The sequence below is a fragment of the Aeromonas sp. 600886 genome (assembly GCF_049174935.1).
GTDB lineage: Bacteria > Pseudomonadota > Gammaproteobacteria > Enterobacterales > Aeromonadaceae > Aeromonas > Aeromonas veronii_A.
The window spans coordinates 16,688-43,684 of sequence record NZ_JAAKUB010000005.1 but is presented as its reverse complement, the minus strand read 5'-3'; the positions used below and the strand labels follow the sequence as shown (position 1 = coordinate 43,684).

General features: G+C 60.3%; 21 protein-coding genes. 9 read left to right on the top strand and 12 right to left on the bottom strand.

Translation table 11 applies throughout. From position 1 onward, the window contains the following. Nucleotides 1-70: 70 nt before the first annotated feature. Entirely contained in the window at nt 71-2,023 is a 1,953-nt protein-coding gene (locus G5179_RS05520; RefSeq protein WP_421258022.1) for a cation:proton antiporter, read from the top strand. A 28-nt stretch (nt 2,024-2,051) separates the two neighbouring features. On the opposite strand, the gene G5179_RS05515 is transcribed toward G5179_RS05520, so the two are convergent. From G5179_RS05515 to G5179_RS05500, 4 genes are all read right to left on the bottom strand, one after another. After that, nucleotides 2,052-3,197: a patatin-like phospholipase family protein gene (locus tag G5179_RS05515; protein ID WP_005347843.1), complete on the bottom strand. Its 1,146-nt coding sequence runs from the start codon at nt 3,195-3,197 to the stop codon at nt 2,052-2,054. Between the two features lie 111 nt (nt 3,198-3,308). Next, on the bottom strand, nt 3,309-4,187 hold the full coding sequence (locus G5179_RS05510) for an alpha/beta hydrolase (protein ID WP_421258021.1): 879 nt from the start codon (nt 4,185-4,187) through the stop codon (nt 3,309-3,311). 82 nt (nt 4,188-4,269) lie between these two features. Further along, nucleotides 4,270-4,866 carry a TetR/AcrR family transcriptional regulator gene (locus tag G5179_RS05505; protein ID WP_421258020.1) on the bottom strand — a complete coding sequence of 199 codons (597 nt, stop codon included), beginning with the start codon at nt 4,864-4,866 and terminating at the stop codon, nt 4,270-4,272. A 113-nt stretch (nt 4,867-4,979) separates the two neighbouring features. Then, the gene (locus G5179_RS05500; RefSeq protein ID WP_005338467.1) at nt 4,980-5,624 is read right to left on the bottom strand and encodes a response regulator; all 645 of its coding nucleotides are present in this window, start codon (nt 5,622-5,624) and stop codon (nt 4,980-4,982) included. A 171-nt stretch (nt 5,625-5,795) separates the two neighbouring features. On the opposite strand from G5179_RS05500, the gene G5179_RS05495 reads away from it, so the two are divergent. Further along, complete coding sequence (locus G5179_RS05495; RefSeq protein WP_421205210.1) at nt 5,796-6,422, top strand: glutathione S-transferase; 627 nt, start codon at nt 5,796-5,798, stop codon at nt 6,420-6,422. A gap of 75 nt (nt 6,423-6,497) precedes the next feature. On the opposite strand, the gene G5179_RS05490 is transcribed toward G5179_RS05495, so the two are convergent. From G5179_RS05490 to G5179_RS05470, 5 genes are all read right to left on the bottom strand, one after another. Next, a complete protein-coding gene (locus G5179_RS05490) occupies nt 6,498-8,609 on the bottom strand; it encodes an alpha-amylase (protein WP_421258019.1) in 2,112 nt (703 codons plus the stop codon). 229 nt (nt 8,610-8,838) lie between these two features. Next, on the bottom strand, nt 8,839-10,005 hold the full coding sequence (locus G5179_RS05485) for a hypothetical protein (RefSeq protein ID WP_213392343.1): 1,167 nt from the start codon (nt 10,003-10,005) through the stop codon (nt 8,839-8,841). Continuing rightward, a complete protein-coding gene (locus tag G5179_RS05480) occupies nt 10,005-10,376 on the bottom strand; it encodes a GtrA family protein (protein ID WP_005338463.1) in 372 nt (123 codons plus the stop codon). The genes G5179_RS05485 and G5179_RS05480 overlap by 1 nt, the downstream gene beginning before the upstream one ends. Then, nucleotides 10,373-11,392: a glycosyltransferase family 2 protein gene (locus tag G5179_RS05475; RefSeq protein WP_058056731.1), complete on the bottom strand. Its 1,020-nt coding sequence runs from the start codon at nt 11,390-11,392 to the stop codon at nt 10,373-10,375. The genes G5179_RS05480 and G5179_RS05475 overlap by 4 nt, the downstream gene beginning before the upstream one ends. 55 nt (nt 11,393-11,447) lie before the next feature. Then, nucleotides 11,448-11,993, bottom strand: coding sequence for a hypothetical protein (locus G5179_RS05470; protein WP_041202288.1), 546 nt, complete (start codon nt 11,991-11,993; stop codon nt 11,448-11,450). Between the two features lie 316 nt (nt 11,994-12,309). On the opposite strand from G5179_RS05470, the gene G5179_RS05465 reads away from it, so the two are divergent. The 4 genes from G5179_RS05465 (at nt 12,310) to G5179_RS05450 (ending at nt 15,663) form a co-directional block, all read left to right on the top strand. Continuing rightward, a complete protein-coding gene (locus G5179_RS05465; protein ID WP_129504524.1) occupies nt 12,310-13,074 on the top strand; it encodes a substrate-binding periplasmic protein in 765 nt (254 codons plus the stop codon). A gap of 92 nt (nt 13,075-13,166) precedes the next feature. Beyond that, on the top strand, nt 13,167-14,651 hold the full coding sequence (locus tag G5179_RS05460; RefSeq protein ID WP_005358830.1) for a L,D-transpeptidase family protein: 1,485 nt from the start codon (nt 13,167-13,169) through the stop codon (nt 14,649-14,651). Between the two features lie 167 nt (nt 14,652-14,818). After that, nucleotides 14,819-15,364, top strand: a complete 546-nt coding sequence (locus G5179_RS05455) for a DUF882 domain-containing protein (protein WP_005338458.1) — start codon at nt 14,819-14,821, stop codon at nt 15,362-15,364. Nucleotides 15,365-15,411: 47 nt separating this feature from the next. Beyond that, nucleotides 15,412-15,663, top strand: coding sequence for a lipoprotein (locus G5179_RS05450; RefSeq protein WP_005338457.1), 252 nt, complete (start codon nt 15,412-15,414; stop codon nt 15,661-15,663). Nucleotides 15,664-15,748: 85 nt separating this feature from the next. Here the strand turns inward: G5179_RS05450 and G5179_RS05445 are convergent, their stop codons facing one another. Both G5179_RS05445 and cysZ read right to left on the bottom strand, forming a co-directional pair. Next, entirely contained in the window at nt 15,749-16,363 is a 615-nt protein-coding gene (locus G5179_RS05445; protein ID WP_421258018.1) for a trimeric intracellular cation channel family protein, read from the bottom strand. Between the two features lie 146 nt (nt 16,364-16,509). Continuing rightward, nucleotides 16,510-17,274: a sulfate transporter CysZ gene (gene cysZ / locus G5179_RS05440; protein ID WP_005338455.1), complete on the bottom strand. Its 765-nt coding sequence runs from the start codon at nt 17,272-17,274 to the stop codon at nt 16,510-16,512. Nucleotides 17,275-17,488: 214 nt separating this feature from the next. Here cysZ and G5179_RS05435 point away from each other — a divergent pair, with 214 nt between their 5' ends. The 3 genes from G5179_RS05435 (at nt 17,489) to ligA (ending at nt 24,160) form a co-directional block, all read left to right on the top strand. After that, nucleotides 17,489-20,863, top strand: a complete 3,375-nt coding sequence (locus G5179_RS05435) for an AAA family ATPase (RefSeq protein ID WP_421258017.1) — start codon at nt 17,489-17,491, stop codon at nt 20,861-20,863. 15 nt (nt 20,864-20,878) lie between these two features. Next, a complete protein-coding gene (zipA, locus tag G5179_RS05430) occupies nt 20,879-22,048 on the top strand; it encodes a cell division protein ZipA (RefSeq protein WP_421258016.1) in 1,170 nt (389 codons plus the stop codon). 99 nt (nt 22,049-22,147) lie between these two features. Further along, on the top strand, nt 22,148-24,160 hold the full coding sequence (gene ligA / locus G5179_RS05425; RefSeq protein ID WP_421258015.1) for an NAD-dependent DNA ligase LigA: 2,013 nt from the start codon (nt 22,148-22,150) through the stop codon (nt 24,158-24,160). Nucleotides 24,161-24,358: 198 nt separating this feature from the next. Here the strand turns inward: ligA and ygjK are convergent, their stop codons facing one another. Continuing rightward, a complete protein-coding gene (gene ygjK / locus G5179_RS05420; RefSeq protein WP_421258014.1) occupies nt 24,359-26,839 on the bottom strand; it encodes an alpha-glucosidase in 2,481 nt (826 codons plus the stop codon). Nucleotides 26,840-26,997: the final 158 nt, after the last annotated feature.

Below are 26,997 nucleotides of genomic sequence, written 5' to 3'. Positions count from 1 at the left end.
ATGCCCAATATATCTTTCCTGCCCGCCAGATCGGCTGACTAAGCTTAAGTCGATAAAAGGAGAGGGAAATTTGTACACCGACCTGTTGATCCTGCTGTTCGCCGCCGTGCTGCTGGTGGCAACTTTCCGGCGCCTCGGCTTGCCGGTCATCCTTGCCTACCTGATTGCCGGCGTCTTGCTCGGCCCCCACGGACTGGCGGTGATCACCGGCCAGTCGATCATGCAGACCATTGCCGAGCTGGGGATCGTCTTTCTGATGTTCTCGCTGGGGCTGGAGTTCTCCCTGCCGAAATTACTGGCGATGCGTCGGTTGGTGCTGGGGGTGGGGATGTTGCAGGTGCTGCTCACGTCACTGCTCTTCTTCGCCATCGGCTGGTGGTGGGGGCTGGGTCTGGCCCAGTCGTTGGTGGTGGCGGGAACGTTGGCACTCTCCTCCACGGCTGTGGTGATCAAGCAGCTCGGCGAGCAGAAGCAGCTCCATACCCGCCGCGCCCAGCTGGGGGTGAGCGTGCTGCTGTTTCAGGATCTGGCGGTGGTGCCCCTGCTGGTGATGATCCCTATCCTCGCCCAGCCGGAAGTGCAGGGCAGCGCCCTGGCCGCCGAGATCGCCTGGGCCACCCTCAAGGGGTTGTTTGCTCTCTTCACTCTGCTGGCGGTGGGCAAGTGGTTGCTGCCACTGCTGTTTCACGAGGTGGCGCGAGCCCGCTCCGACGAGTTGTTCGTGCTGAGTGCCCTGCTGGTGGCGCTGCTGGCTGCCTACATGACCCATTCGCTGGGGTTGTCGATGGCGCTGGGGGCGTTTCTGGCGGGGATGATGTTGGGGGAGTCCCACTACCGTCATCAGCTTGAGGTAGACATCAAGCCCTTTCGCGACGTGTTGATGGGGCTCTTTTTTATCACTATCGGCATGGCCATGGAGTGGGAGCTGGTGGCGCGGGCTTGGTGGCAGGTACTGATCTGCGTGGTGCTGCTGGTGCTGTGCAAATCCCTGCTGGTGCTGCTGGCCGGGCGGCTGATGGGGGAGCGCAAGCGCGACAGCATGGCCGCCGGCATCATGCTCAGTCAGGTGGGGGAGTTTGGCTTCGTGCTGCTGGCGCTGGCGCTCCACCACGGCTTGCTGGATCAACAACTGGTCTCCCTGCTGATCGGCATCGGCATCATCTCCATCGCCATGACCCCCTGGCTGGTGACTCAGGCCCATTCGCTGGCCCGCAGCCTGACCGACCCGGCGCTGCTTACCCGCTCCGAAGTCGCCCAGTCGGGCCTGAGCAAAAACCAGCACGTCATCATCGCCGGGTTTGGCCGGGCCGGGCAGACCTGTGCCCGCTTTCTCAAGATCGAGGAGATCCCCTTTCTGGCCCTAGACCTCGACCCCGAGCGGGTGAGCGAGGCCAAGCTGGCGAGGGAGCAGGTGGCCTTCGGCGACGCCAGCCGCCGCGATATTCTGCTGGCCGCCGGGTTGTTGCGGGCACGGCTGGTGATCATCACCTTTGATGATCGCAAGCGGGTGGAGGCGATGCTGGCACTGATCCGCGAACTGGCGGGGGATCTCAAGGTGCTGGTGCGCACCCGGGACGACAGCTTTCTGGAGCAGTACAAGCAGGCGGGGGCCTTCGAGGTGATCCCGGAATCCCAGGAGGGGGCCCTGATGCTGGTCTCCCACCTGCTGCTCAACTGCGATATCCCTATCGGCCGGGTGATCCGCCGGATGGAGCTGGAGCGCAGCAGCCAATATCGCTTCCTGCACGGCTTCTACTGGGGGGATCAGAGTGCCAGCAATCTGGAGGCGGATCAGCTGCTTGAACGTCTCCACCCGCTGTTTCTGCACGATCAGGCGTGGGCGGTAGGCCGTGAAGTGCGTGAGCTGCCGCTCGATGAGGTGCGGATCAAGGAGGTGCAGCGCGGGGATCAGAGTCTGGAACCCAGACCCGAGCTGGTGCTGGCAGCTGGCGATCGGCTGATCCTGTTTGGTACCGTGGTGGCGATGGAACAGGCGGAGCAGCGTTTGCTGGAGGGGCGCTGAGTCCCCTTGCACTCATCGGTTACCCCCTTTACTCCCGCTCTTTTGGTAGCCCTTCGATATCGAGGAAGGCGACGACCCGCTCCCGCTCCCTCAGGGTGTCCTGATAGCCCAGCTTGATCAGCTGCTGACAATAACCCGGATAGAACATCAAAAAGCTGGCCAGACTGCTGGTCTCATCCCCCTTCACACCCAGCACCCGCAACAGGCGGCGCAACTTTAGCGGCAGTTTGCGCAGATAGGCCAGTGCGATGGTGTCGAGATCCTGACTCGGTTTCAGCACACAGGTCTCCACCCGCTTCAGCTTGAGGCGATTGCGCTCCCGCTCAGGGATAAGATCCAGAGTCTGGTTGATGCGCCATAGCCGCTCCAGATCTGAGTTGAGGGTGTCGGTAAAGACCGTATCGAGCAGATGGCTGGCAATATTGGAGCTGGTGAGATGGCCGTGATGATGGGTCGGTGCCGAGTGGGCTGGCGGATCCAGGGTGATCAGCAGGATCCGCTCCGCCCCCAGATGGATGGCGGGGCTGAGCGGGCTCAGCTGGTGGATGGAACCGTCGCCGTAGAACTTCTCGCCGATTCGGGTGGCCGGAAAGACAAAGGGCAACGCCGAGGAGGCGAGCAGGTGCTCCGATGTAAGCACGGTGCGTACACCGCGCCGTCTGGCCCGCTCCCAAGGATGGTGGTCGGCTCGCCCCTGAAAGAAGGTGGTGGAGAGGCCGTCATCGTAATCCGACGCCGTGATGGCCAGCGCCTCCAGACTGCCGTAGAGGATGTTGTCATCGATGCGGTGATAGTCGATGAGCTGATCCAGCAGGCGGTGCAGCGGCGCGTTGTCAAAGAGGTGAAAGGCGTGGTTGGTGTGGGGATTGATCAGCCCCGCCGACCCCTCGTACATCAACCGCCACAGCAGGCGCCCGGGGTGAAAATCGAAGATGTGGTGAGTCTCGAAGCGGCGCCAGACCCACTCCAGCTTGCGTACCCCCAGATGGAAACAGGAGGCGTAGCAGGCGAGCGCGGTGACATTGATGGCCCCCGCCGAGGTCCCACACAGGATGGGAAAAGGGATGCCGAGATTGCGCGGGTAGAGCTCCGCAATCGCCTTGAGGGCACCGACCTGATAGGCGGCGCGAGCACCGCCACCGGTGAGCAACAACGCTGTATTGGGTCTGGCCATATGCTGGCGCCTTATTGTGTCCTGACAAGAATGTTCCCACTGACAAGTTAACTATAAGGCGCTGTATCAAATATAAAAACGGGCGCTCGCCCGTTTTTTCATGGCCCCATGTCAAAGGGCGCGGTGAGGATTTTCCGGCCGCGCCAGCTGATCGAAGGCGGCGAATACCGGAGCGCTGGCGAGGATGCGACCGTGGCCCAGTCCCCGGGTGCTCACCAGCCGGGTATGACCATCCTGACTGGCCCGCAAGGAATCGCCGTGCGGGGCAAATCTGTCCTCCTCGTCGTGCACTATCATCGCCGCGCCTCTGCGACTGGCGAGTCGGCCCAGCGGATCGACCGTGCTCAAGGGGTGCTGGTACTCCTGCTCAATCTCCTTGACCACCGCATCGAACAGCCGGATGGAGTAGCCGGAGCGTGCCACCATGCCGTATAGCTGGGGCACATAGTCGAGCACCGGCGAAATCAACAGCAGCGGCAGGGTATCGATTCCCGGCTGACGGCTGGAGAGGGTGACGGCGCCCCCCATGCTGTGGGCGATGACCCCGTGCAGTGGGCCTGCTTCGCTGGCCAGCTTGGTTGCCAGCTCGTCGAAGGCACGTACGAAGCGGGGTAGGTGGCCTGTGTTGCCTGCGCTCTGGCCGTGGGCCGGATGATCGTAGGCAATGGCGGTGAAACCCTGCGCGGCGATATGGCTCATCAGCGGATAGAACTGGCTGGCGCTGCCGGACCAGCCGTGCATCAGCAGCCACAGTGGTCCCTGACCGAGCCGATAGCTCATCAATACCCCTTCGCTGGTATGGACGGCCTGCTTCACCAGACCGGCAGGTTCGTGGCCACCCCGCTGGTTGCGCTGGGGGGTGAGCAGCAACTTGCTAGCGGTACGCTTGGCATGGGTGGGGGCGAGTCTGTGGTGCAACCGGGTGCCTATCCCCAGCAGCCATTTGCTCGGGCTGAAGCGGCGGGTGTTGAAGTAGATCTTGCTGCTCATGGTCATCCTGTGGTTTTTATGTGCGAACGGTCGTGCTTTTTTATCGGTTTTTAAAAATTCGTGTTGAACGGATGCCAAAACATCAGCGCCAGCTGCTCAGCAGAGCGTCCACTTCGGGCCAGAAGTGGCGGGCCGGATCCTGACACAGTTCGAGATTGTTGAACACCTGATCCGCCAGATAGAGGCCATAGAGGCGATAAACGGCGCGCCAGGGATCCATCTCCCGTCGCCACTCACCAGCGGCCTGACCCTGCACTACCTGACGGGCCAGATAGTCGAGCCAGAAGCGCACCAGTTGCCGGGCGGCTTGCTGCACCAGGCTCTTTTGCTCATGACCATCCTGCGCCGAGGTCCAGGCGTCGAGGAACATGCAGCGTCCGGCGAAGCAGTGGTTCCACGCCAGCCAGGCACGCAGCAGGGCGATCAGCTTGTCGTGCTGGCTCGGGTGCTCCTGCTGGCGTACCGGCTGGATCACCCGCAGCCGGAACACCTCGGCGGCGTACTCCAGCACGGCGATCTGCAGATTGTCGCGGGATTGAAAGTGGGCAAACAGGCCGCTTTTCGACATCTCGCAGGCGCTGGCCAGCGAGCCTATGGTCAGGCTCTCCAGCCCTTGCTGGCTCGCCTGCTCAAAGGCAGTCTGCAAAATGGTTTCCCGGGTCAGGCGCCCCTTGCTCATCACACTCTCCTCGTTGGCGCTGGCAGCATAAAGTACGATCGTGCTAATTGTCGAGCAACAAATAGCCAGCATGGCTGGCTATCTCATCTGGCCTGTGTCGCCGCGTTCGGGGCTCAGCTCTCCTTGATATCGAGCTGTTGCAGGGCGATGACCGCCTGAGTGCGGTTCTTGACGCCCAGTTTTCTGAAGATGGCGGTGATATGGGCCTTGATGGTGGCCTCGGAGACGTTGAGCTCCCAGGCGATCTGCTTGTTCAGGCTGCCATCGCGCAGCATGATCAGCACCTTGTACTGCTGGGGGGTGAGGCTGGCCAGCTTGCTGGCGAAATCGGGGCCGTCTTCCGATTCAGGATGGAGCGAGATGCCTTCCGGCACCCAGTTATCCCCCCCGATCACCGTATTGAGGGCATTGACCAGCTCCTTCATCGGCACCGACTTGGGAATGAAGCCGAGCGCTCCGAGCCGCAACACCTGCTGGATGATGGCCGCATCTTCCGAGGCGGAGACCACCACGATGGGCAGGTCGGGATATTGGCCGCGCAGGTGGGCTAGCCCCTCGAAGCCATTGGCCCCGGGCATCTTGAGATCGAGCAGCAACAGGTCAACTTCGGGGTGCTCGCCGAGCAGGCTGGTCAGGCTGTCGATGGAGTCCGCTTCCAGCAATTGGGCGTCGTTGATGGCCATGTGCACCGCTTGGTATAGGGCGCCCCGAAACAGGGGGTGGTCATCTGCGATGACGATGGTAAATTGGCTGTCCATATTTCGGTTAATGGCTCACATTGTTGCTAACTGATTGTTTTGAAAAATCAAACTAGCATCGCTCACCAAGAGGGTCAAACCCGCCGGTGCGCAAATGTGAAGCGACCATCGGATGTTTTGCCATCAAGGGCAGACAGGCCGGTCGCAGGCAACTCATGCAGGAGGCAGCAGATGGGATCCTTGGTATTGGCGGTGGGCACCGGCTCCACCTGGGCGATGCGGACGGCACTGGTGCTCGCCATGAGCGGGCTGACGTGGCAGGAGCAGGTGTTCGATCTGGAGGATGCCAAGTCGCTGGCGCGGCTCAAGCGGCTGGCACCGGCCGGTCTGGTGCCCTGGCTCGAACACGATGGCGTGCGGGTTCACGACTCGCTGGCCATCGCCGAATATGTTCACGAGCTCTGTCCCGAGCGCCAGCTCTATCCGGTTTCGCTGGCCGAGCGGGCACTGGCTCGCAGTCTCTGCGCCGAGTTGCACGCGGGATTTCGGCAGATCCGTTCTCTGCTCCCCTTCTTTCTTGGGGCGCCAACCCGTATCGATCCTCCGGTGGAGGCGGTCGGCGAGCTGGCTCGCTTGCAGGAGATCTGGTCGCAGGCGCGGGGCCCCTTCTACTTTGGCGAGGTGGGCATTGTCGATGCCTTCTATGCGGTGATGGCCTATCGGCTGGCCAGCTACGGCATCCTGTTGCCCGGTCAGGCCGGAGCCTATCAGCAGGCACTGCTCTCTTGGCCTCTGTGGCAAGAGATGTTGGTCAAGGCGCGGTTGCAGTGGCCGGTGGCAGCGCGCCAGTCACAGTGAACCGTGGCAGATAGATAAACGAAAGAGGGGAGCCAGTGGCTCCCCTCTCTGTTGCTGGTGAATGTGGCTCAAGAGTTACTTCTGCCGACCGGCAAAGACCACCACCACCTTGTCATCCCCCTTCTCCCGCACGAAGGCGTAGGGTGCATCCGAGAGTTTCTGGTGACTGCCTGCCGCAATAGCCGGATGGGCGGCGCGGAACAGGCCCAGTTGCTGCCAGTGCTTGACCAGCTCAGCCTTTTCTCCGCTGGCCAGCTCCTGCCAGTTCATATCCGAGCGCAACGCCTGATCGAACACTCCGCCATCCTTGGCAAGCCCCCGGCCGGACTCGTCGCCATAGTAGAGCTGGATGCCGCCCGGCAGCAGCATAAAGCTGTTGGCGACCCGGCGCTGTAGCGGCACATCCTGATAGTCGCCAAAGAACAGCTTGGTGTCGTGGGAGCTGATGTAGCTCAACACGTTGAACTCGGGATCCTGATTGATGCGGCTGGCGTAGCTGGCATAGGTGGGCTCGGCGCTGGCCATGCACTGGGCCTGTGACAGTGCGAACTCGCGCTGATAGTCGAAGTTGATCAGGGAATCGAAACCGTTCTGATACCAGAAATCCTTGGCCACCCCGTGATCCCACACCTCGCCCACCATGTAGAAGGGCAGATCGTCGAGGGCCTTGCTCGGGTTCGCAGTCTTCCACTCCTTGAGCGCAGCGGTGCCCGCCTGCTTGAGCTTGGCCCACACTTCGGGCTCCAGATGCTTGACTGTGTCGGCGCGGAAGCCGTCGATGCCAAAGCGGCGCACCCAGTCGGTGTGCCAGGCGATGAGATAGTCACTCACGGTAGCGTCGGGTAGCGCCTTGGCGAGGGTATCTTTTTTCGCGGCCAGCAACGGCGTCAGCCCTACCGGTTTGGTCGATTCGGTGAGAAAGTCCGGCAGCCCCGCCACCGAGCCGGTCACATCGTCGGTGCCGGGCTGCGGGTAGCCGGGCAGACCGGCACGCACCCAGTCACCGCTCCACCATTTGCTCCACGCGGGTGATTGATAGTCGATGAACTGGTTGTAGCCATGCCAGTTGAGGCCGCCGCTCGGGCGCCACTGGTTCCAGACGGTTGGCAGTTTGCTGCTGTTCTGGGTCAGTTCGGTGAGCCCCAGATCTTGCAGATCGGCGAGGGTGGCATAACCGGCGTGGTTCATCACCACGTCGAGGATGATCCGCATGCCGCGCTTGTGGGCCTCGTCCACCAGGGTTTTCAGGCTCTCTTCATCGCCGTAGTTGGGGTCAATCTTGGTGAAGTCGAGCGCCCAATATCCGTGGTAGGCGTAGAAAGGGAAGTTGCCCTGCTCGCCACCGCCGATAAAGCCGTGCACCTGCTCCACCATGGGGGTGATCCAGATGGCGTTCATGCCGAGGCTCTTGATGTAGTCGAGCTTCTCGGTCAGCCCCTTGAAGTCACCGCCATGCCAGGTGGCTACCTCATCCTGACCATCCTTCTGGCGGCCGAAGCTCTGGTCGTTGGCGGGGTCGCCGTTGTGGAAGCGATCGGTCAGCAGGAAATAGACGCTCGCCTGATCCCAGTTGAACGGTGCTGGCTTGGCTGCCTTGACAGACTCGAGCAGCAGCAGGCCGCCGCTCTCTTTACTCGGGGTCAGGGTCAGTTTGCCCTGTTTGACCACCGCCTCTTGTTTTGAGTAGGCATCCCTCAGTCGGGTACCGTCTGGCCAGACCCCTTTCAGGGATACCGTGACCGGGCCGCCATCCCAGCTGATGCAGGGCTCTTCTGGTGGCTGGCGCTTGAACTCGCTCTTCTTGGTTGCCCGCAGCACCTTGAGGCTGGGGGTATCCGGGTTGAAAGTGAATTGATACTCCCCTGCCAGCATCACCCGCAGGGTAAAGCTGTGATCCTTGCTGCATTTGTCCATGGGCTGGGCGGTGCCGAAGGGGAGCGGCTTGCTCTCGCTCGGGCCAAAGCTGGTGCCGCAACTGTTGCCTGCGTCGCTGATGCGGATCTGGTGGTTCCCCTTGGCAAGGGGATGGGTCAGCTCCACCGTGCCCTTGTCCAGTGCGATCGGAGTCGCCACCGGCTGACCATCCACATAGAGGTGAACCTCGGGGGCGGCCATCGCCTGTTGGGTGAACAGAGGGGCGGCCAGCAGGGCGAGCCAGAGAGGGGATAAGTAATGAGCACGACGCATAAGCCATTCCTTGAGCAGGGCAGTTCGGACAAGGGCCCATTCTAGGAGCAGCAAAGCGCGCCTTGGATCGGCAAAATGCCGATTTGTGACATCAGTTCAAATGGTTACGTTTTCAAGCCGAGGAAAGTGTGATGGGGAGGCGGTGGGGGTACGCTGTCGATAAAAATAGCGGCCATAAAAAATGCCGGTCAGGTGACCGGCATTTGGTGTATCAGGCATTGTCGTCACATCAGACGGTGAAGAACTTGAAGTTGACGAAGGCCACCGCGATGAAGGAGGCGACCATGCCGCTGATGCAGAGCACCGCCGGGCGGATGGCTGGCCAGCGATGGGTCAGCAGAATGATGGCCAGCAGGGTCGGGTAGAGCCCGAACATATAGCGCGGCATGGCGTTGAGGCCGGTCATCAGCGGGATGGTGCAGCAGATGAACATCAGGGTCGCTTCAGCCCAGCGCTTCTGGCTGAACAGGTAACCGTTCAGGCACCAGCCGAAGATCACCATGATGGAGAGGTAAGCCTTGCGGCCGCCCAGCTCGAAACCGCTCAGCCACCAGTCCAGCGGGCTGTCCATGTAGCGACCCCAGGCCACCTGAATGTGTTTGAAGGCGAAGGCATCGCCGGTCAGGTGATATAGGTAGACCATGTAGGCAAACAGGCCAAACGGGATCATCCAGAGGGTGAACACCACCTTGAAAGCACGCTCGGTAAAGCGGAAAAATTCCCGCCAGCCGTAAGCTTGCAGCGCCAGGATCAGCACCGGGAAGACCATCATCACCCCCAGGTTGCGGGTGGCGGAGATACAGACCCCCAGCACGGCCACCATTAGCCACTGCTCCCGATAGGCGAACAGGAACATCCCCAGCATCAGCGCCATAAAGGTCGACTCGGTATAACCGGAGACGAAGTAGGCGGAGAAGGGGGAGAAGGCGAGCAGCCAGACGCCAAAGCGGGCGGTATCATCCCCCAGCTTGAGCTGACGCAGCACCAGCAGCATCAGCGGCAAGCTGGCGAAGAAGGAGAAGTTGGTAACAATGATGAGGCCGATCAGGCTCTCGACATTGAACAGGTTGGAGATGGCACCGGAGACCATCGGATAGAGCGGCATAAAGGCCCAGTTGGCCGCATTGCCCTTGCTCAGCCAGCGTGGGTAGAGGTCGTAGCCGTTCTCGATGATGCGCTGGAACCAGACGCAGTCAAACTGACAATAGGCCTGCAGCGGGCCAATGTCGGGGGAGCCATAGAGCTGGACACCGAAGTAGCCCATGCCATAAAGGGCCACCCGGCTCAGCATGAAGGCGGCGATGATCATCAGCCAGTCACGGCCGCTGATGCGCAGTGACGGGCGATAGGGGAGTGCAGCCCCGGTTAGCGGGGCAGTATTGGTCATATCATTCATCAGGCAAAAACCCAGACGCGAGAGAGAACGTAAGTGAGGACGGTAACGGTCAGGGTGGCGATGACCACCGGCAGCAGACCGGATAGCCCCGCAAACAGCAGGCCGCTCAGGATCAGGTTACGCACCGCCAGCGAGAAGAGGGCAACCAGCAGAAACTTGCTGGCGGCTCCCTGCTTCTGGAAGGTGATGTAGCGGTGACCAAAGAAGGAGAACCAGAAGGCGATGGCAAAAGCCAACGTGGTAACCAGGTGCTCCGAGATGGTGGGCCAGGTATGAAACAGTGCGATGGAGGTGCCAAGGTCGACGAGGGTAGCCCCCCCGCCGACAAAACCGAAACGTACCAGCCGCCAGAATTCCTCGCGGGAGATCATTGAGGCGCTTGCTCCTGCTGCTCTTGCGGGTTGCTGTCAGCGCTCTGCGGTTTGGCCGCATCCTGCTTGGCATACTGGCCATAGACCCCTTCAATGAGGTAGACCGGGCGCTGCTTCACTTCCACAAACATGCGGCCGATGTATTCGCCGATGATGCCGAGCGACAGTAGTTGGATACCGCCGAGGAACAGCACCACGGACATCAGTGAGGCATAGCCGGGTACGTCGATGCCGAAGAAGATCACCTGGGTGATGATTTTCAGGATATAGAGGAAGGCAACCAGCGAGACGCTGACCCCCACATAGCTCCAGACCCGCAGCGGCCAGCTGGAGAAGCTGAGCAGACCGTCGAGGGCGAAGTTCCACAATTTCCAGTAGTTGAACTTGGTTTCACCGGCGTGACGGGCCGGGCGCTCGTAGGGGACGCCAACGGCACGGAAACCGGCCCAGGCAAACAGACCCTTCATGAAGCGGTTGCGCTCCGGCAGCAGCTTGATCGCCTCGACCACGCGACGGTCGATCAGGCGGAAGTCACCGGCGTTCTCCGGCAGCTTGGTGCTGGTGGAGAGGGCGTTGAAGAAGCGGTAGAAGCCACCGGCAGTCAGGCGCTTCATCGGGGTATCGGCGCTGCGATCGACGCGGATGCCGTAGACGGTGTCATAGTCACCGGTCTGCCACAGTTTAACGAACTCCAGGATCAGGGCGGGCGGGTCTTGCAGATCCACGTCCATCGGCACGATGGCATCCCCTTTGGCCTGATGCAGACCGGCGGTCAGGGCCGCTTCTTTACCGAAGTTGCGTGCCAGGTTGACCAGGGTCACGCGCGGGTCACGGGCGATGGCCTGCTCGACCACTTCACGGGTGCGGTCACGGCTGCCATCGTTAACGAATACAATTTCAAGCTGGTCTTTCAGCGGGGCCAGTTCGTTGTCTATCGCGTTGATGAAGGCATCGATGCTCTCTTCCTCGTTGTAAACGGGAACGACCAGAGAGAGTCGAAAATCTGGATGCGACATAAGAACGTCCTTATTTGGGATAGTTGTTTTTATAAAATGGTATTCGGGGCAAGGATCACTGGGCTACGGTCAAACGTACCGACTGCACATTGATGGGAGTAGGTGCCGAGAGCGCCAGAAAATTGGGGCGCTTGGGATCTGCCGTGAGCGAGTCGCCGGGCAAACTGAGGCGGATTTCGTTGATGCCCGCTTTGGCCAGTTTCACCGTGGTGGTGAAGTCGTGACCCAGCGCCACTTTCAACAGGGCACCGGCTTCCGGGCTGTTGATGCGGGCCTGTACGGTAAGCTGATCCGGATTGGCCGCCTGCTTGGGCAGCACAAAGTAGAGACCGCCCTGACCGCTGAGCAGGGTACCTTCGTCGCTCGGCTTCTTGGCCCAGCCTTCGCTGGAGAGGAAGCGGCTCGGCTTGGTCAGATTGAGCTCGTTACCCGGCTGATAGGTCATGCTGGAGTTGTGTTCCCAGAAGCGGGTTTTGCCTTCCAGATAATAGAGTTTGTAGGCCAGGCTCACGTTGGGGTGAGCAGCCAGATAGAGGGTGTAAAGATAAAAACCGCTTAACGCCAGAATGGCAGTCAAAAAACCGAACTTTTTGTACGTCATATCACTCTCTATGCCTGACAGAATGGGTAGGCCGATGTCGCGCATATGCTAATCCAATTGCAAAAAAAGCATAGTGGATCACAAAAAAATATTTGGTCACATATTAACCCCTTTTTACCCCTGTTCCAAACGTTGCTGTTTCCCGGTTAAACAGGTCTGGCGGGGCGCCGGTTGCCAATGGTGCTCCGGCAGGGCAATTGGCAAATAGACGTGCTTTGCTGCGTCATTTTCTAGCGGATGCGATAGTCATCTGGCCTCTATCGCCATTTTGCAGGGGGCGATTTATGATGACTCACTTATTCGTCAAGGATGACATATGAAGTGGATCTCTTGCTGTCTGTTGCTTGGATTATGGGCGCCAATGGCATTGGCCAGGGCCCTGTGTCCCGAGCCTATTCAGGTCGGTTACGATAACTGGCCCCCTTACCATTATTACGAAGCCGATTCACCGCAAGAGGTGCGCGGTTATGCCGCCGAGGTGCTGACGGCTGTGCTCACTTCCATGCACTGCAAGGTCAACTATGTGGAGCTGCCCTGGAAGCGGGTACTGCACGAAATGGAGCATGGCGAGATAGACATGGCGATGGAGGCGAATATCAATGATGAGCGCGCCCGTTATGCCTGGTTTTCCGACTCCTACAACCCGGGGCGCACCTTGCTGTGGATCCGCAAGGGCAGCCACTATCCCGAACAGGATCTGACGAGCTGGCTGGCCAGTGGTTACTCTCTCGGCGTTACCAAAGAGTACTTCTATGGTGAGGAAGTGATGTCGCTGCTCGCTCGCTATGCCAAACAGGTGAGTGCGGTGAGCGACCAGCAAAATTTTGAGAAACTGGCCCGCGGGCGGATCGACGGTTTCCTCGGTGACATGCTGGCTACCCCCAGCGCCCTTAACAAGGAGGGGATGAGCGGTCTGTTCACCAGTCACCCCATGGTGGTATCTGAATCGCCGAGCTTCTTTATGTTGGGCAAGCGCAGCTTTTCGCCGCAGTTCTTGCAACAATTCAATCAGGCGTTGGCGCGGTTCAAGGAGACAGATGCGTATGACATTATCTGGCAGCGTTATGCCCCCGGGCGCTAGCAAAGTATTGGCCGTTCACGCATCATGAGCGGCCTGAGCATCGGGTCAGCTTGTCAGGCCCGACAGAGTGAACAAACCGTTTTGAGGTACCCATGGGGATGAAGTATTGGCTGGCCCTTGCCAATCTGGTGTGGCTGGGATGTTTGCCCGCTGGCGCGGTACATGCGACCGAAGCACAAGTTGTGGTGGCGGCCAGTGAAACCGGACACGACTGGTATCAGGGCAGTCAGGCCGAACAGGCCCGTGTCGAGCTGGAGCAGCAGTTGCAAGAGGCTGTGCTTGCCCAGCTGCATCCCGATTTTTTCACGCTGTGGAAGCGTCTGCAGGCCACCCCTGCAGACAAGCGTGGTGCCATCTATGACGACATTTTTACCAAGTTGAGCCGTTTCCAGCACGCCTGGCGGGGGATGGATCTGGTCTCGCGCGAGCAGATGAAGACCCTCAAGCTCGATTTGAACCGCCCTGTGGTGACCCAGCCCAGCGATGATGACCTGCTCACCCAGGTGAAATCCCTGCGCCCTCAGGTGGCGGAATACGAGGCGGTGCGGGCCAAGGTGCACAAACTGCTGGCGATGCCGATGGCCAGCAAGTGGCCAACCCTCGATATGCCGACCCTGCGTGCCGGAGAGAGCTCCGCCGAGCTCGGCCAAATCCGCGCCATGCTCAACGAGCTGGGCGACAGCGCCCCGAGCCATGGTGATCAGATTTACGATGGTGATACCGAGCAGGCCATCAAGCAGTTCCAGCGTCGTCATGGTCTCACCGCGGACGGCATTATCGGTCGTCAGACCCGCTCCTGGCTCAATACCGGCCCGCAAGTGCGCGCCAGCCTGCTGCTGCGCAACCTGTGGCGTCGTGATCTGGTGGATCAGCTCGCCGGTGGCCGGTACGTGCTGGTCAATATTCCCGACTACCGTCTGAGCGTGGTGGAGTCCGGCAACGAGGTGTTTACCAGCCGGGTCATCGTCGGCAAGGAGCAGCGCGCCACTCCCATTCTGGCCAGCGAAATTCGCTCCATCGTGCTCAATCCCTCCTGGCATGTGCCGCGCTCCATCCTGAGCAAGGACATCCTGCCCAAGCTGGGTCGCGATCCCGCCTACCTGAGTCGCGAGCAGTTCGAGGTGATCGACAGCGAGGGCAATCCGGTCCAGTTCACCGAAGAGGGGTGGCATCAGGCGCTGGCCGCCGGTTTCCCCTATCGCCTGCGGCAAAAGCCGGGTGATCACAATGCCCTGGGGCGCTACAAGTTCTACCTGCCCAACAATGACGCCATCTATCTGCACTCCACTCCGCGCAAGGCGCTGTTCGAACAGGGGGCGCGCGCCTTCAGCTCGGGCTGCATCCGGGTGGAGCATGCCGACGATCTGGCCGAACTGTTGCTGGCGGACTCCCGCTATCAGCCGGACAAGGTGGCCAATATCCTCAAGGAGAGCCAGACCAAATGGTTGCCGCTCACCACGCCGATCCCGGTCTTTACCGTCTACTGGAGCAGCTGGATCGACGAAAATGGTCGCCAGCAACTGCGCAACGACATCTACGGATTTGATCGGGTCAGCTTCCAGAGCCGCCTGTTGTGATCCCTGCCACAGAGTGAAAAGCCCGGCCTGTGCCGGGCTTTTCTATGGGCGATTGAGGTTTGACAGGGCCCCCCGCTGGAGGGTAGTTTCAAGCGCCTGTATCACATTCAATCAGTGATCTTATTCAACTATTTTTTTCGCTTGAATCTGCGATGGACGAACCCCTTATGCTGGAACAAGAGATAAGTCGACGTCGCCTGTTGCTGGGAGCCGGTTGCCTGCTGGGCAGCTCGCTGATCTCCTTCCCTGCACTGGCCAGCCGCAGTACCACCGGGCGTGAACTCAGTTTCTTCAATCTCAATACCGGCGAGCGGGTGCGCGCCAGCTATTGGGAAAATGGTCACTATCTGAGCGACGGGTTGGCCGAGCTCAACCACATCTTCCGCGATTACCGGCGCAATGAAGTGTTCAACATCGACAAGAAGCTGTTTGATCAGCTGTTCCTGTTGCAGCACAAGCTGGGTCGGCGCAGCGAAATCCAGCTGATCTCCGGCTATCGCGCCCCGGCAACCAATCGTCAGAAGCGCCACAAGAGCCGCGGCGTGGCCAAGCACAGCTACCACACCCTGGGGCAGGCGGTGGATGTGCGGATCCCCGGCGTACAGCTAGCCCATCTGCGCAAGGCGGCGCTCCAGCTCAAGGTGGGTGGGGTTGGTTACTATCCCCGTGACAACTTCGTTCACCTCGATACCGGCCCGGTGCGCAGCTGGTAAAGGGGTTGGCAAACTGCCAAGCTCTTCCCACCAGAGAGGAGATAGCGATGAAAAAGATAGTGATTGGCGGCCTGATCGCCCTGTTGTTGACCGGTTGCAGCAAGCTCAACCGTGAAAATTACGACCAGTTGAAGATGGGGATGAGTTACGCCGAGGCCAGCACCATTCTGGGCAAGGCGGAGCGTTGTGATGATGCCTTGGGCACTACCAGCTGCCTCTGGGGCGGGGAAGGGAAGAACATCAAGATCCGCTTTATCGCCGACAAGGCGACCTTCTTCAGCTCGGAAGGGATTAACTGAGTCGCAGACCGTCCATGAAAAAAGCGCCGCTCGGGCGCTTTTTTGTTGCTCGCAATCCAACCCGCCTCGCCAGAAGCTGGCGTACTCAGTGGGTCGCGTACTGGTAGTTGAAGGTGGGCAGACCCCACTTGAAGCGAACTGCCAGCAGCCGCAGTACAAAGCCGATCCCGATGGAACCGAACGCGGCCCAGTTGGTCGGCAAGCCCTGATCCAGCGCCAGACAGTAAAGCGCTGCGGTGATCAGCGAAATGGCTGCATAGAGCTCGCGACGAAACACCAGCGGAATCCGCTGGCAGAGCAGATCCCGCAGCACCCCGCCAAAGACCCCGGTCACCACCGCCATGATGCAGGCAATACCGGCGCCGTGGCCCATATCCAGCGCACGGGCCGCACCGAAGATGGAGAAGACCACCAGTCCCAGGGCATCGAGGGCCATGAACAGCTTGCCGAGGTAGCGCATCAGGGGGGCGGAGACCACACCCACCATCGCAGCTGCGGCAACCAGCAGCACGTATTCCGGATGTTCAATCCAGAGCAGCGGATAGTGGCCGAGCAGCACATCGCGAATGGTGCCACCACCGATGGCCGTCGCCGAGGCGATGATCACCACACCAAACAGATCCATCCGTCGCCGACCCGCGGCCAGCGCGCCGGTCATCCCTTCGGCCACCAAGCCAACCAAGAAGAGTGCATGTAACATGAGATATCCCAGGGAACGAGAAAGGCCAGAATCCTACCAACTCGTGTCATATGGGACAAGCTATCGAATGCATGCATTAATTTAATTCATGCTAAATGCGAAAAAGGCACCGTTTCGGGCGCCTTTTTCTAATCAATGTTCAAGGGTTAGCGCCCCAACTGCTCCTGCCGGTAGTGATCGACCCACATGGCGGTGGCACCACAGATGGCGACTGGCATCACGAAGAGGTTCACCACCGGAATGGCGGAGAAGAGGGTCACCAAAGCGCCAAAGCTCAGGCATTTTCCGCGGCGTTGCTTCAAGGCGTCACGCATGGTGATAAAGTCGATCTTGTGGTTGTCGAACGGATAATCCACATACTGGATCGCCATCATCCAGGCGCTGAACAGGAACCAGAGCACAGGCGCCAGGGTCTGGCCCACCACCGGGATCAGAAACAGGATCAGGCAACCGATAGCCTTGGGCAGGTAATACTTCAGCTTGGTCCATTCGCGGCCGAAGGTACGTGGCACATCCTTGACGATATCCAGCATGCCGCTGTCATTGGCGGGCTGGCCGGTGAGGATCTGCTCCACCTTCTCCGCCAGTAGGCCGTTGAAGGGGGCTGCTACCCAGTTGGCAACCGAGCTGAAGATAAAGGAGAAGACCACCAGTATGGTGATGAGGGCGATGGGCCAGAGCAGGTAGTCCAGCCAGTCGAGCCAGGCGGGGATCTGCTGATGGAGCCATGCGAACAGGCCGTCCAGTTGCAGCAGCAGGGCATAGAAGGCCCCGGCAAACAGCACGAAGTTGACCAGCAGGGGGATCAGCACAAAGGTGCGGATGCCCGGTTGGCGAATAAGGGAAAACCCGCGCAGGAAATAGTCTGCACCGCTGATTGAATCTTTGACCATATGGGGTGATTGGCTCATGTGAGCTCCATCTATGCATGGGAGAACTGCCAGCATATTACAAACAAGCCTTTGATTTGGTAAAGTCGCCGACTATTCCTTATTTCGTGCCATGGCGACTGAAAATCGGGCATTGAATGGGGATGATGCCTGCATATTACAAACAAAGCCGGGTCTGGATTTGGTAAAGTCACCTGCCCGCATCCTCTTTATTTAGCCACTGATACAGGTCGCCATGCGTCTGAAACTGATCAAACTCGCCGGCTTCAAGTCGTTCGTCGAGCCGACCCGCATCGAACTGTCGGCAGACATGACCGCCGTGGTGGGCCCCAACGGCTGTGGCAAATCCAACGTCATCGACGCGGTGCGCTGGGTGCTGGGGGAGAGCTCCGCCCGCCATCTGCGCGGCGAGAACATGACCGATGTCATCTTCAACGGCTCCATCAATCGCAGTGCGCACGGGCGCGCCTCGGTCGAGCTGGTGTTCGACAATCCCCACAACCGGGTGCCCGGTGAGTTCGGCCGCTTTACCGAGATTTCGGTGCGCCGCGAAGTGCTGCGCGACGGCTCCAACCACTATCAGATCAACGGCCAGAAGTGCCGCCGCAAGGATGTGACCGACCTCTTCCTCGGCACCGGTCTTGGCCCCCGCAGCTACGCCATCATCGAGCAGGGCACTGTCAGCCGACTGGTGGAGTCACGTCCGGCCGATCTCAAGCTCTTTATGGAAGAGGCCGCCGGGGTTTCCCGCTACAAGGAGCGGCGCCGCGAGACCGAACAGCGCATTCGCCACACTCAGGAGAATCTGGAGCGCCTCGGCGATATTCGCGGCGAGCTGGGTTCGCGCCTTGACCACCTCAAAGCCCAGGCCGAAACGGCCGAGCGCTACAAACAGCTCAAGAGTCGTTCGCGCGCCGCTCGCGCCGAGCTGATTGGCTCCGAGTTGTGGGCGCTGGAGACGCGTCTTGGCGAGGCTAAAACAGAGCTGGCACAGGCCGAGCAGGCGCTGGCGGCGCTCGATGCCAAGCGCACCGCAGATGAGGGGCGCCACGTCACCCTGTCGGTCGCCAGACAAGAGGCGCAAGCCGAGCAGGCGAGCCGTCAGCAACAGATTTTTCTCGGCGGGCAGGCCATCGCCCGTCTCGAACAGCAGCAACTGCACCAGAGTGAACTGGGGCGCGACTGGCAGGCCCGTGCAGAGGCGCTGGGCGAGCGGATCGCCACCCGCAAGGCTCAGCTTGCCAGCCAGCAGGATCAACTGACCGAAGGGGTGTTGCGCGCCGAGCAGGAGAGCGCCCGGCTGGAGCAGTGTGAGCAGTTGCTCACCGAGCAGCAGGAGGCCCGCCAGCAGGCTAGCGAGGGGCTGGAGCAGGCCCGCCTGCGCCAGCTGCAGTGGCAGCAACAGTTGGCCGGGTTGCAGGGGCAGCTCAATCAGACCCGTACCCGGTTGGGTGGCCTGCAGGAACTGCAAGCCAAGACCCGGCTGGCGCGCCTCAAGCTGGAAGATGAACGCGCGGGTCCCCTCGGCGCAGAGGCCGATGACCTGCAACCGGCCCTCGATGCCCTGAGTGGTGAGCTGGAGCTGACGCGGGCGGCCAATGGTGAGCTGACCGAGCAGCTGGCGCAGGCGGTCGACGCCCATGAACAACTCAAGCAGCAGCATGGCCAGCAGTTGAGCCTGCAACGGGAGTTGGAGGCGCGGCTGGCGACGCTGGATCAGATCCTCGGCGAGCAGATGGAGGGGGCGACCCTGGCGGATCGACTGCAGGTTGCCCCCGAGTGGGCACAGGTGCTCGACAAGGTGCTGGGTCGCTGGCTCACCGCAACGCCGGCGGACGAGTGCGATCTGATGCAAGAGGGGCTCTGGATTGGCCCGGCGCAACCGGCGGTTGCCGGTACGCTGGCGGCGCAACTGGGCGGCGAGCACATTCCCGCCTTCCTCAATGCCATCTGGCTGGTCGAGAGCCGGGAGGCCGCATTGGCCCGCCAGCCAAGTCTGGCGGCCGGTGAGTCGGTACTGACTCCTGCTGGCGACTGGCTGGGGCCAAACTGGGCAGATCTGGGGCAGGGCGCGGCGCTCGGCACCATGGCACTGCTGGGGGAGCGTGAGCGGTTGCATACCGAGCAGGAGAGGGTTGCCGCGGGGCTGGCACAGCTGAGCGAGCAACTTGTGGCTGCCGATGCCCGGCGCGCCCAGCTTGCCTGTGCGCAGGAGTTGTCGCAGCGAACCTTGCGCGAGCAAGAGCAGAAATGGCAACAACTGCGCGAAGCCTGGAGCCTGCAACAGGGTCAGCGGCAGGAGCGGTTGCTGCGGCTCGGTCAGCTTGGCGAAGAGCTGAGTCGGCTCGATCAGGTGCAGGCCGAAGAGGCAGAGCGACTGGCCAGCGCCCGTGAACAACTGGAACTCGATGAGGCACGCCTTGCCGAGTTGCAAGAGCAGGGGGAGCCGCTGACGCAAGGGGTGCAGGTCGCTCAGGATCAGCTGACCCGCTGCGAGCGGGCGGTTGACGAGGCCCGTGTGCGCCGCGAGCAGCAGCAAGCGGCCTGCCAGCGTTTGCAACTGGAGCTGGGCAATCTGCGCCAACTCATTACCCTGGGTGAAGAGGAGCTAGCGAGGCTCGGGCTGGAGCTGGCCGGGCTGAAAGGGCCGGATAGCGAGGCAGTGCCGGATCTGGCGCCCCTGCTGGCCGAGCAGCGCAATCTGGAGGCGCAGCAGCTCGCCTGCCATCAACGGCTTGCGGAGCTGGAGCGCCAGCTCGGTGAGCTGGAGCAGGCCAGAAGTGCCGATCACAAGCAGCTAGTGACGTTGCAGGAGAAGCTGGCAACCCTGCGCCTTGAGCGCGAACGTAACCTCACCCGTCGACAGGGGCTGCACGAGCAGTTCGAAGAGTTGGGGGTTCGACTGGTAGATCTCGATCAGGCGGTGTTGATCGCTGCTGATCGCAGCAAGCTGCGGCAGGAGATCCAGACGCTGGAGGCGCAAGTGGAGGCGCTCGGCGCCATCAACCTGGCGGCACTGGAGGAGTACGAAGAGGCGAAAACCCGGGCAACCTACCTCGAAAATCAGTGTCAGGATCTCGAGCAAGCGCTGGAAACCTTGAGCCAAGCCATTAAAAGAATTGATAAAGAGACACAAATACGGTTCCGGGACACTTTCGATAAGGTCAACGAAGATTTAAAATCCCTGTTTCCAAAAGTGTTCGGTGGGGGCAGTGCCTGGCTTGAGCTCACCTCCGATGATCTTTTGGAGGCCGGAGTGAGCATCATGGCGAGACCTCCGGGTAAGAAGAATGCTACCATTGCCCTGCTTTCCGGGGGGGAGAAGGCGTTAACCGCGCTTGCGCTGGTTTTTGCCATCTTCAGACTCAACCCAGCACCTTTTTGTCTGCTGGATGAGGTGGATGCACCGCTCGATGAAGTGAACGTCGGTCGCTTCTGTTCTCTTGTCAAAGAGATGTCGAGCACAGTACAGTTCGTTTACATCAGTCATAATAAGGTCTCCATGGAGATGGCTGAGCAGCTGGTTGGCGTCACGATGCAAGAGCCCGGGGTTTCTCGCATTGTGTCGGTCGATATCGGTGAAGCCGTCGCTTTGGCTGAGCAAAACTAGAAAGAGAAGCAGCTAATGCAGGAATTGCGTTACATCTTGGTTGCCCTGGGCGGTATTGCTATTGCGGCATTGCTCATTCACGGGTTGTGGAGCAACAAAAAGAATCGTCAGGCACCGATCAAAGAGAAACCGATTGGACGGATGGACTCCAAGTCGCGGGATCGTGATAACGATGCCTTCGACAGCGATGGCATCGGCCAGGTACGCGTGGTCAGTGGTGGCCGTCGTGCCGAGCCCAAGCTGCGCAGTGAAGAGAGCCGCCAGCCGGAACTCGGTCGTCGCCCTGCCGTCCCCGCCTTTGATGATGAAGATGACGAGGACGATCTGCCGCCGCCCGTAGTGCGCAAGCCTGCTGCCCGCCCGGTTCCGCCGCCTCCTGTCTATGAAGAGGAGGAAGGGCTCGACGAACCGCTGCCCGAGGAGATCGACGAGGCGCCTGCCGCGCCGGTGCGCAAACCTGCTCAGGTCAATCGTCGTACCCCGGTCTACCGTTCCCGTCCCCAGCGCGAGCCCATGATGCAGTCGCTGGATGACGAGCCGCTGGTCGAGCCCGCTTACGCGACCGCCCCGACTTTTGGTGCCCGTGCAGAGACAGTCCGTACCGCTGACACCGTTCGTGCCGAACCGGTGCGTGCTCCCGAGCCGGAATATCAGCCGCAGCCCCGTAATGTGGCTCCCGAGCCTGTGTATGAAGAGCCGGCCTATGTGGCACCTGCACCTGTGGTTGAAGAGCCGCGCATGGCCCCCCAGCCGGTCGAGAAAATCTGGCAGGATGTCTATGTCATCAACCTGATGGGCCGTCCGGGTCACGACTTGCAAGGTGCAACCCTGCTCTCATCCCTGATGGCGCTGGGCTTCAAGTTTGGCGAGATGGATATTTTCCACCGTCACGAAGATCCCAACGGCAAGGGTGAAGTGCTCTTCTCCATGATCAACATGGTCAAGCCGGGTACCTTCAATCCGTACCGGATGGAACAGTTCACCACGCCGGGTGTCTCCCTGTTCATGCAACTGCCGCTGCGCAGCAATGCCGCGTTTGCCTTCGAGGACATGCTGCAGGCTGCCGATCAGCTGGCCAGCGATCTCGATGCCATGCTGACAGATATGGATCGCAGCCCGCTGAGCGACGAGACCATTGCCCGTTACCGTCACGAGCTGGCTGCCTACGAGGCCAGTCGCGACTAATACGCCATGCGGGTCGAGTGAAGAAAAAGTGCGGTACCCTGGTACCGCATTTTTGTTTCTACCCCGGCCGTATGTTCAATCACACTTCGAGACTTTTTCATGAGCGACACCCTCTCCCGCCACCGTCAATTGTGTGAACTGCTTACCGAATATGGTCACCAGTACTATGTGCTGGATAACCCCACAGTGCCGGATGCCGAATACGATCGCCTGATGCGCGAGCTGCTTGATATCGAGAAGCAGCAGCCTTCGCTACGAACCCCGTCTTCACCAAGCCAACGAGTTGGAAGTACCCCTTTGCCTGAGTTTCGGCAAGTGACCCATGAAGTTCCCATGCTCAGTTTGGATAATGTCTTTAATAATGAAGACCTTGATGATTTTGTTCATCGGATTGAAGGACGCTTAAAATCTACTGACTCTTTGAAGTTTTGTTGTGAGCCAAAGTTGGATGGACTTGCAGTTAGCCTGCTTTATGAGAATGGAATATTAGTTCAAGCCGCAACTCGCGGGGATGGACGAGTTGGGGAAAATATTACTGATAACGTTAGAACTATTCGGTCTGTTCCCTTGGCTCTTCAAGGTAAAGGTTGGCCGTTACGTTTAGAGGTTCGTGGCGAAGCCTTCATGAGGAAGAAGGACTTTGTTGATCTGAACGAACGAGCTTCTGCTGCTGGTGAAAAAGTTTTTGTTAACCCACGTAATGCTGCGGCTGGCAGTTTGCGCCAGCTCGATTCGCGTATTACCGCTAACCGCCGTTTGAGTTTCTATGCCTACGGCGTCGGTGTCGGCGGCGAGCAACTCGGTGACTCTCACTTCGGTCGTCTCAACCAGCTCAAAGCGTGGGGGCTGCCGCTTAGTCCCGAGGTGAAGCTCAAAGAGGGGGCCGCCGGTTGTCAGGCGTTCCACGACGACATTCTGGCCCGCCGTGGCGAGCTCCCTTACGAGATCGACGGCGTGGTCTACAAGGTGGATGCCATCCCCCTGCAAGAGGAGTTGGGCTTTGTGGCCCGCGCCCCGCGCTGGGCGACCGCCCACAAGTTCCCGGCGCAGGAGGAGATGACAGAGCTTGAGAACGTCGAGTTTCAGGTTGGTCGCACCGGCGCCGTGACGCCGGTGGCCAAGCTTAAACCGGTGTTTGTTGGCGGCGTCACCGTCTCCAATGCCACTTTGCACAATGCCGACGAGATCGAGCGCCTTGGCGTGATGGTCGGCGATACCGTGATCGTGCGCCGGGCAGGGGACGTGATCCCGCAGATCGTGGCAGTGGTGGAGGCACAGCGCCCTGTTGATGCGCGTGAAATTCTCTTCCCGACCGAGTGCCCGGTGTGTGGTTCGGCAGTGGAGCGGCTGGAAGGGGAAGCGGTTGCCCGCTGCTCCGGTGGCCTGTTCTGCGAGGCGCAGCGCAAGGAGGCGATCAAGCACTTCGCCGCCCGTCGCGCCATGGATGTGGACGGCCTTGGCGACAAGATTGTCGAGCAGCTGGTGGACAAGGGGCTGGTGAAGACCCCCGCCGATCTCTTCAGCCTCAATGCCATCCAGCTGGCCGGTCTTGAGCGGATGGGGCAAAAATCGGCCCTCAATCTGGTGGCTGCTATCGATGCTGCGCGCAGTACCACCCTGCCGCGCTTCCTGTTTGCCCTGGGGATCCGTGAAGTGGGGGAGGCGACTGCGCTCAACCTTGCCAACCACTTCCTCACCCTGGATGCCCTGCGCGCGGCCTCGGTGGAGCAACTGCTCGAAGTGGCCGATGTGGGTGATGTGGTGGCCAAGCATGTCTACTACTTCCTGCGTCAGCCCCACAACGTGGAGGTGCTGGAAGCCTTGCTGGCTGCCGGCATCCACTGGCCGGCCATCGAGAAGAAAGAGGCCGCGGAGCAACCCTTTGCCGGCAAGACCTTCGTGCTGACCGGCACCCTGACCACCTTGTCGCGCAACGACGCCAAGGCGGCATTGCAGGCGCTGGGGGCCAAGGTGGCGGGCTCTGTATCTGCCAAGACCGATGTGCTGGTCGCGGGGGAAGCGGCCGGTTCCAAGCTGGCCAAGGCACAGGAGCTTGGCATTACCATCTGGAGCGAAGAGGAGTTGCAGCAGGCGCTGCAAGGCCAGAGCTGAGTTCGTCTCTCTGATAAAAAAACAACCCGGTATTCGTGCCGGGTTGTTTTTTATTCCCCCGCTATCACCATTTTTTGCGGGGGTGCAGCAAGCGCCTGAGCAATATTTCCCGAGTGCTCAGTTTGCTCAATCAGTATGGCAACACTCTACAAGGCCACCTGATGCATCAAGCCGAAGGGGGGCATCCTCTCTCGAGGCTTATTCCTGTGGCTTGAGGAAGTTGCGATAGAGCATATAGAGGTGGGCCGAGCTCCAGCTGAAGTTGCTGGCCCCCTGCATGGCGCCGGTCTCCGGATTGTAGTTTTCGCGGATGGGGCCGCTGCCCGCCAGTCCTTCGGCATTGTTGAACAGCTTGTTGACCAGTGCCTCGGCATCGCTGCGATAGCCGTAGTTTTCGAGCCCCTTCACCCCGAAGTAGAACTGATCGAGCCATACCCGGCCGCGCCAGTAGATATTGGGGTCGTAGGCCGGGTTGGTCAGCGCGGCTGTGCCCAGCGGGATCTTTGTGTTGAACTCCTGGGCGTTGAGCATCACCTCGCGCACCCGTGCCGCTTTCTCCTTGTCGGCGACTTCTGCCCAGAGCGGGCTCCACCCTTCCGGGCCACGGCCGCGGGCGGTCAGCAATTTTCCGACGCAGCCGTTGCCGTCAGCAACATCCCCCTGAGCAATCTGACGATCGTAATAGAAGCCTGATGCCTCATCGAACATGCAGCTGTTGATGTAACCAGCCAGCTGGATCGCACCATCGCGGTAGCGGCTCGCGTCGTTCGGCTTGCCAAGCAGGTCGGCCATGTCGGCCAGAATGCGTTTCTCCTTGGCGAGGAAGGCGTTGAGCTCCACCGACTCCTGATCGATGGAGAAACCGATCAAATCGCCATTGTCCTGATGGTTTTCAAAGAAGGCGACGTTCCAGTCCTGACGTGCCTTGGCCAAATCTCCGCCATAAGTCTTGTCGGCATAGCGTTGCAGCTGGCCCGGTTCGATAAAGCCGAAGCGGGCGGCGTTGTCCATGCCGGACTCCCAACCGGCGCCGTGCTGGGCACCGATATCCATGTCGCTGTAACCGCCCACGTTCAACACCTGTTGATAGAGCGGCATTCCGGCGCAGGCATACCAGCCATCCCCCTCACTGGTACAGCTTGAGAGATCCAGCCCGGCGGGAATACCGTTGGAGTACTGCACCTTGAAGGTGATATTGCCGTACTCGTCGTTGTGCTCCACATGCTTGGTGGCGCCATATTCGATGATGCCGTTGCGGTTGTTGTCCCGCGCGCGGTACCACCAGTCGTGGTAGGCCTGCAGCTTGGGATACATCTCGGCGATAAAGGCCTTGTCCTTGGTGGCGCTATAGATTTCCCAGATGGCCCAGGCGGAGAGGGGCGGCTTGGTATCGCGCTCGTTCCAGTTGCCGCCATCGCCACCGCGATCCGCCAGCTTGTTGTAGAAGACGGCGTCGATCACCATGCCCGCATCCTGCGGTCGTACCGGATCATCCGGATGTACCTGATAGTCATACATGGCGCGCACGTTGTTCTTGGCGACCTCCGGGTTGAAGTGTGCCATGGCATAGGCGTGCTTCCAGCTGTCCCAGGCCCAGACGCCGTCGAACCAGCGGGCGGTATTGGAGGGGGTCACCCCGTCGTGGAGGATGGCGCCAGCTGGGGAGCGCCAGTTGCCGTTGAGGGTCTCCATCGCCTTGACGGCGATGCGACGCTCCGACTCGGGGATCCCCTGATTGGAGAGACCCTTGGCAAGGTAGCCCTCCCAGCGGCGGATGGAGTCGGCAAAATAGCTGGCCGGGTTGGCCAGCAGGGCCTGACGGCTCTGCTGATGGCGGCTGGCGTCATCTGCGGAATGGAGATAGCTCTGCAGGGTGTAGATATCCTCGCTCCCCTTGGCTGCCAGGGTAATGCTGGCGTCGCTTTGGTAGCCCAGTGTCTTCTGGTCGAGGGTGGTGCGACTTGGCAGGGTGCGGTCGATGCGATAGCGGGCGCTGCCGCTCTGCATGATGTTCCAGGTGCTGCGCAGTTTGCCGAACTGGAATTCGATTCCTTTGTCGCTCTCGCTGATGGTGCGAGTCCAGCCTGGATATTTGCTGGCAATCGTATCCTTGGCATCCCATTGATTGAGCAACTCGCCCTGCCAGTTGAGGTTGAGGGTGAGCGGTGCATCGGTCTGATTGATGAGTCGGGTGCGGATAAGAGCTGTGCGGGCATCGCCATAACGCAGCTCCAGCTCCAGCGTGAAGGGCTCGAACTCGAAGTGTTGCACCAGCGCACCGGGAATGGCGTACACCTCCTGCTTGCGGGCGCTGGTGAGCGGGAACGGGCGGCCGCTCGCATCGCTTAGGGTGAGCTTGTCCAGCTCGCTGGCAAAGAAGAGGCTGTACTCCTCGGAGATGACCATGGGGCCGGTAAAGCCCCCCCACTCCTTGTCGCTGGCAGGCAGCAGGAAACCGTGCCAGGCCCCCAGATCGAGCAGCGGGTTGTATTTGAGGTTGGAGTAGCTGTCAAAGTCGCGGAATTGGGTCGGTGTTCCCCGACGGTCGATCACATCCTTGTACTGGATGGCCTGCTCCGGTTTGGCGACTGTGTTGCTCTCTGTCTGGTTATCGTTGCAGGCAGTCAGTCCGAACAGGGCGGTGCCGAGGGCTACCGAGAGTAAAGTTTTACGAAACATTGCTCGCTCCAATTCCGTTTATGTAGGTTAAAAGGAAGATTTTTTACGCTTATTTTTAGTGAAAAGGTGTTCGGTAGCCATTGTATGGCAAGGGGAAAGGGAGCGTTGGCGCGAGATCACACTCTGAAGAGGCGGCAATGTGAGCGGGATCACCGGGT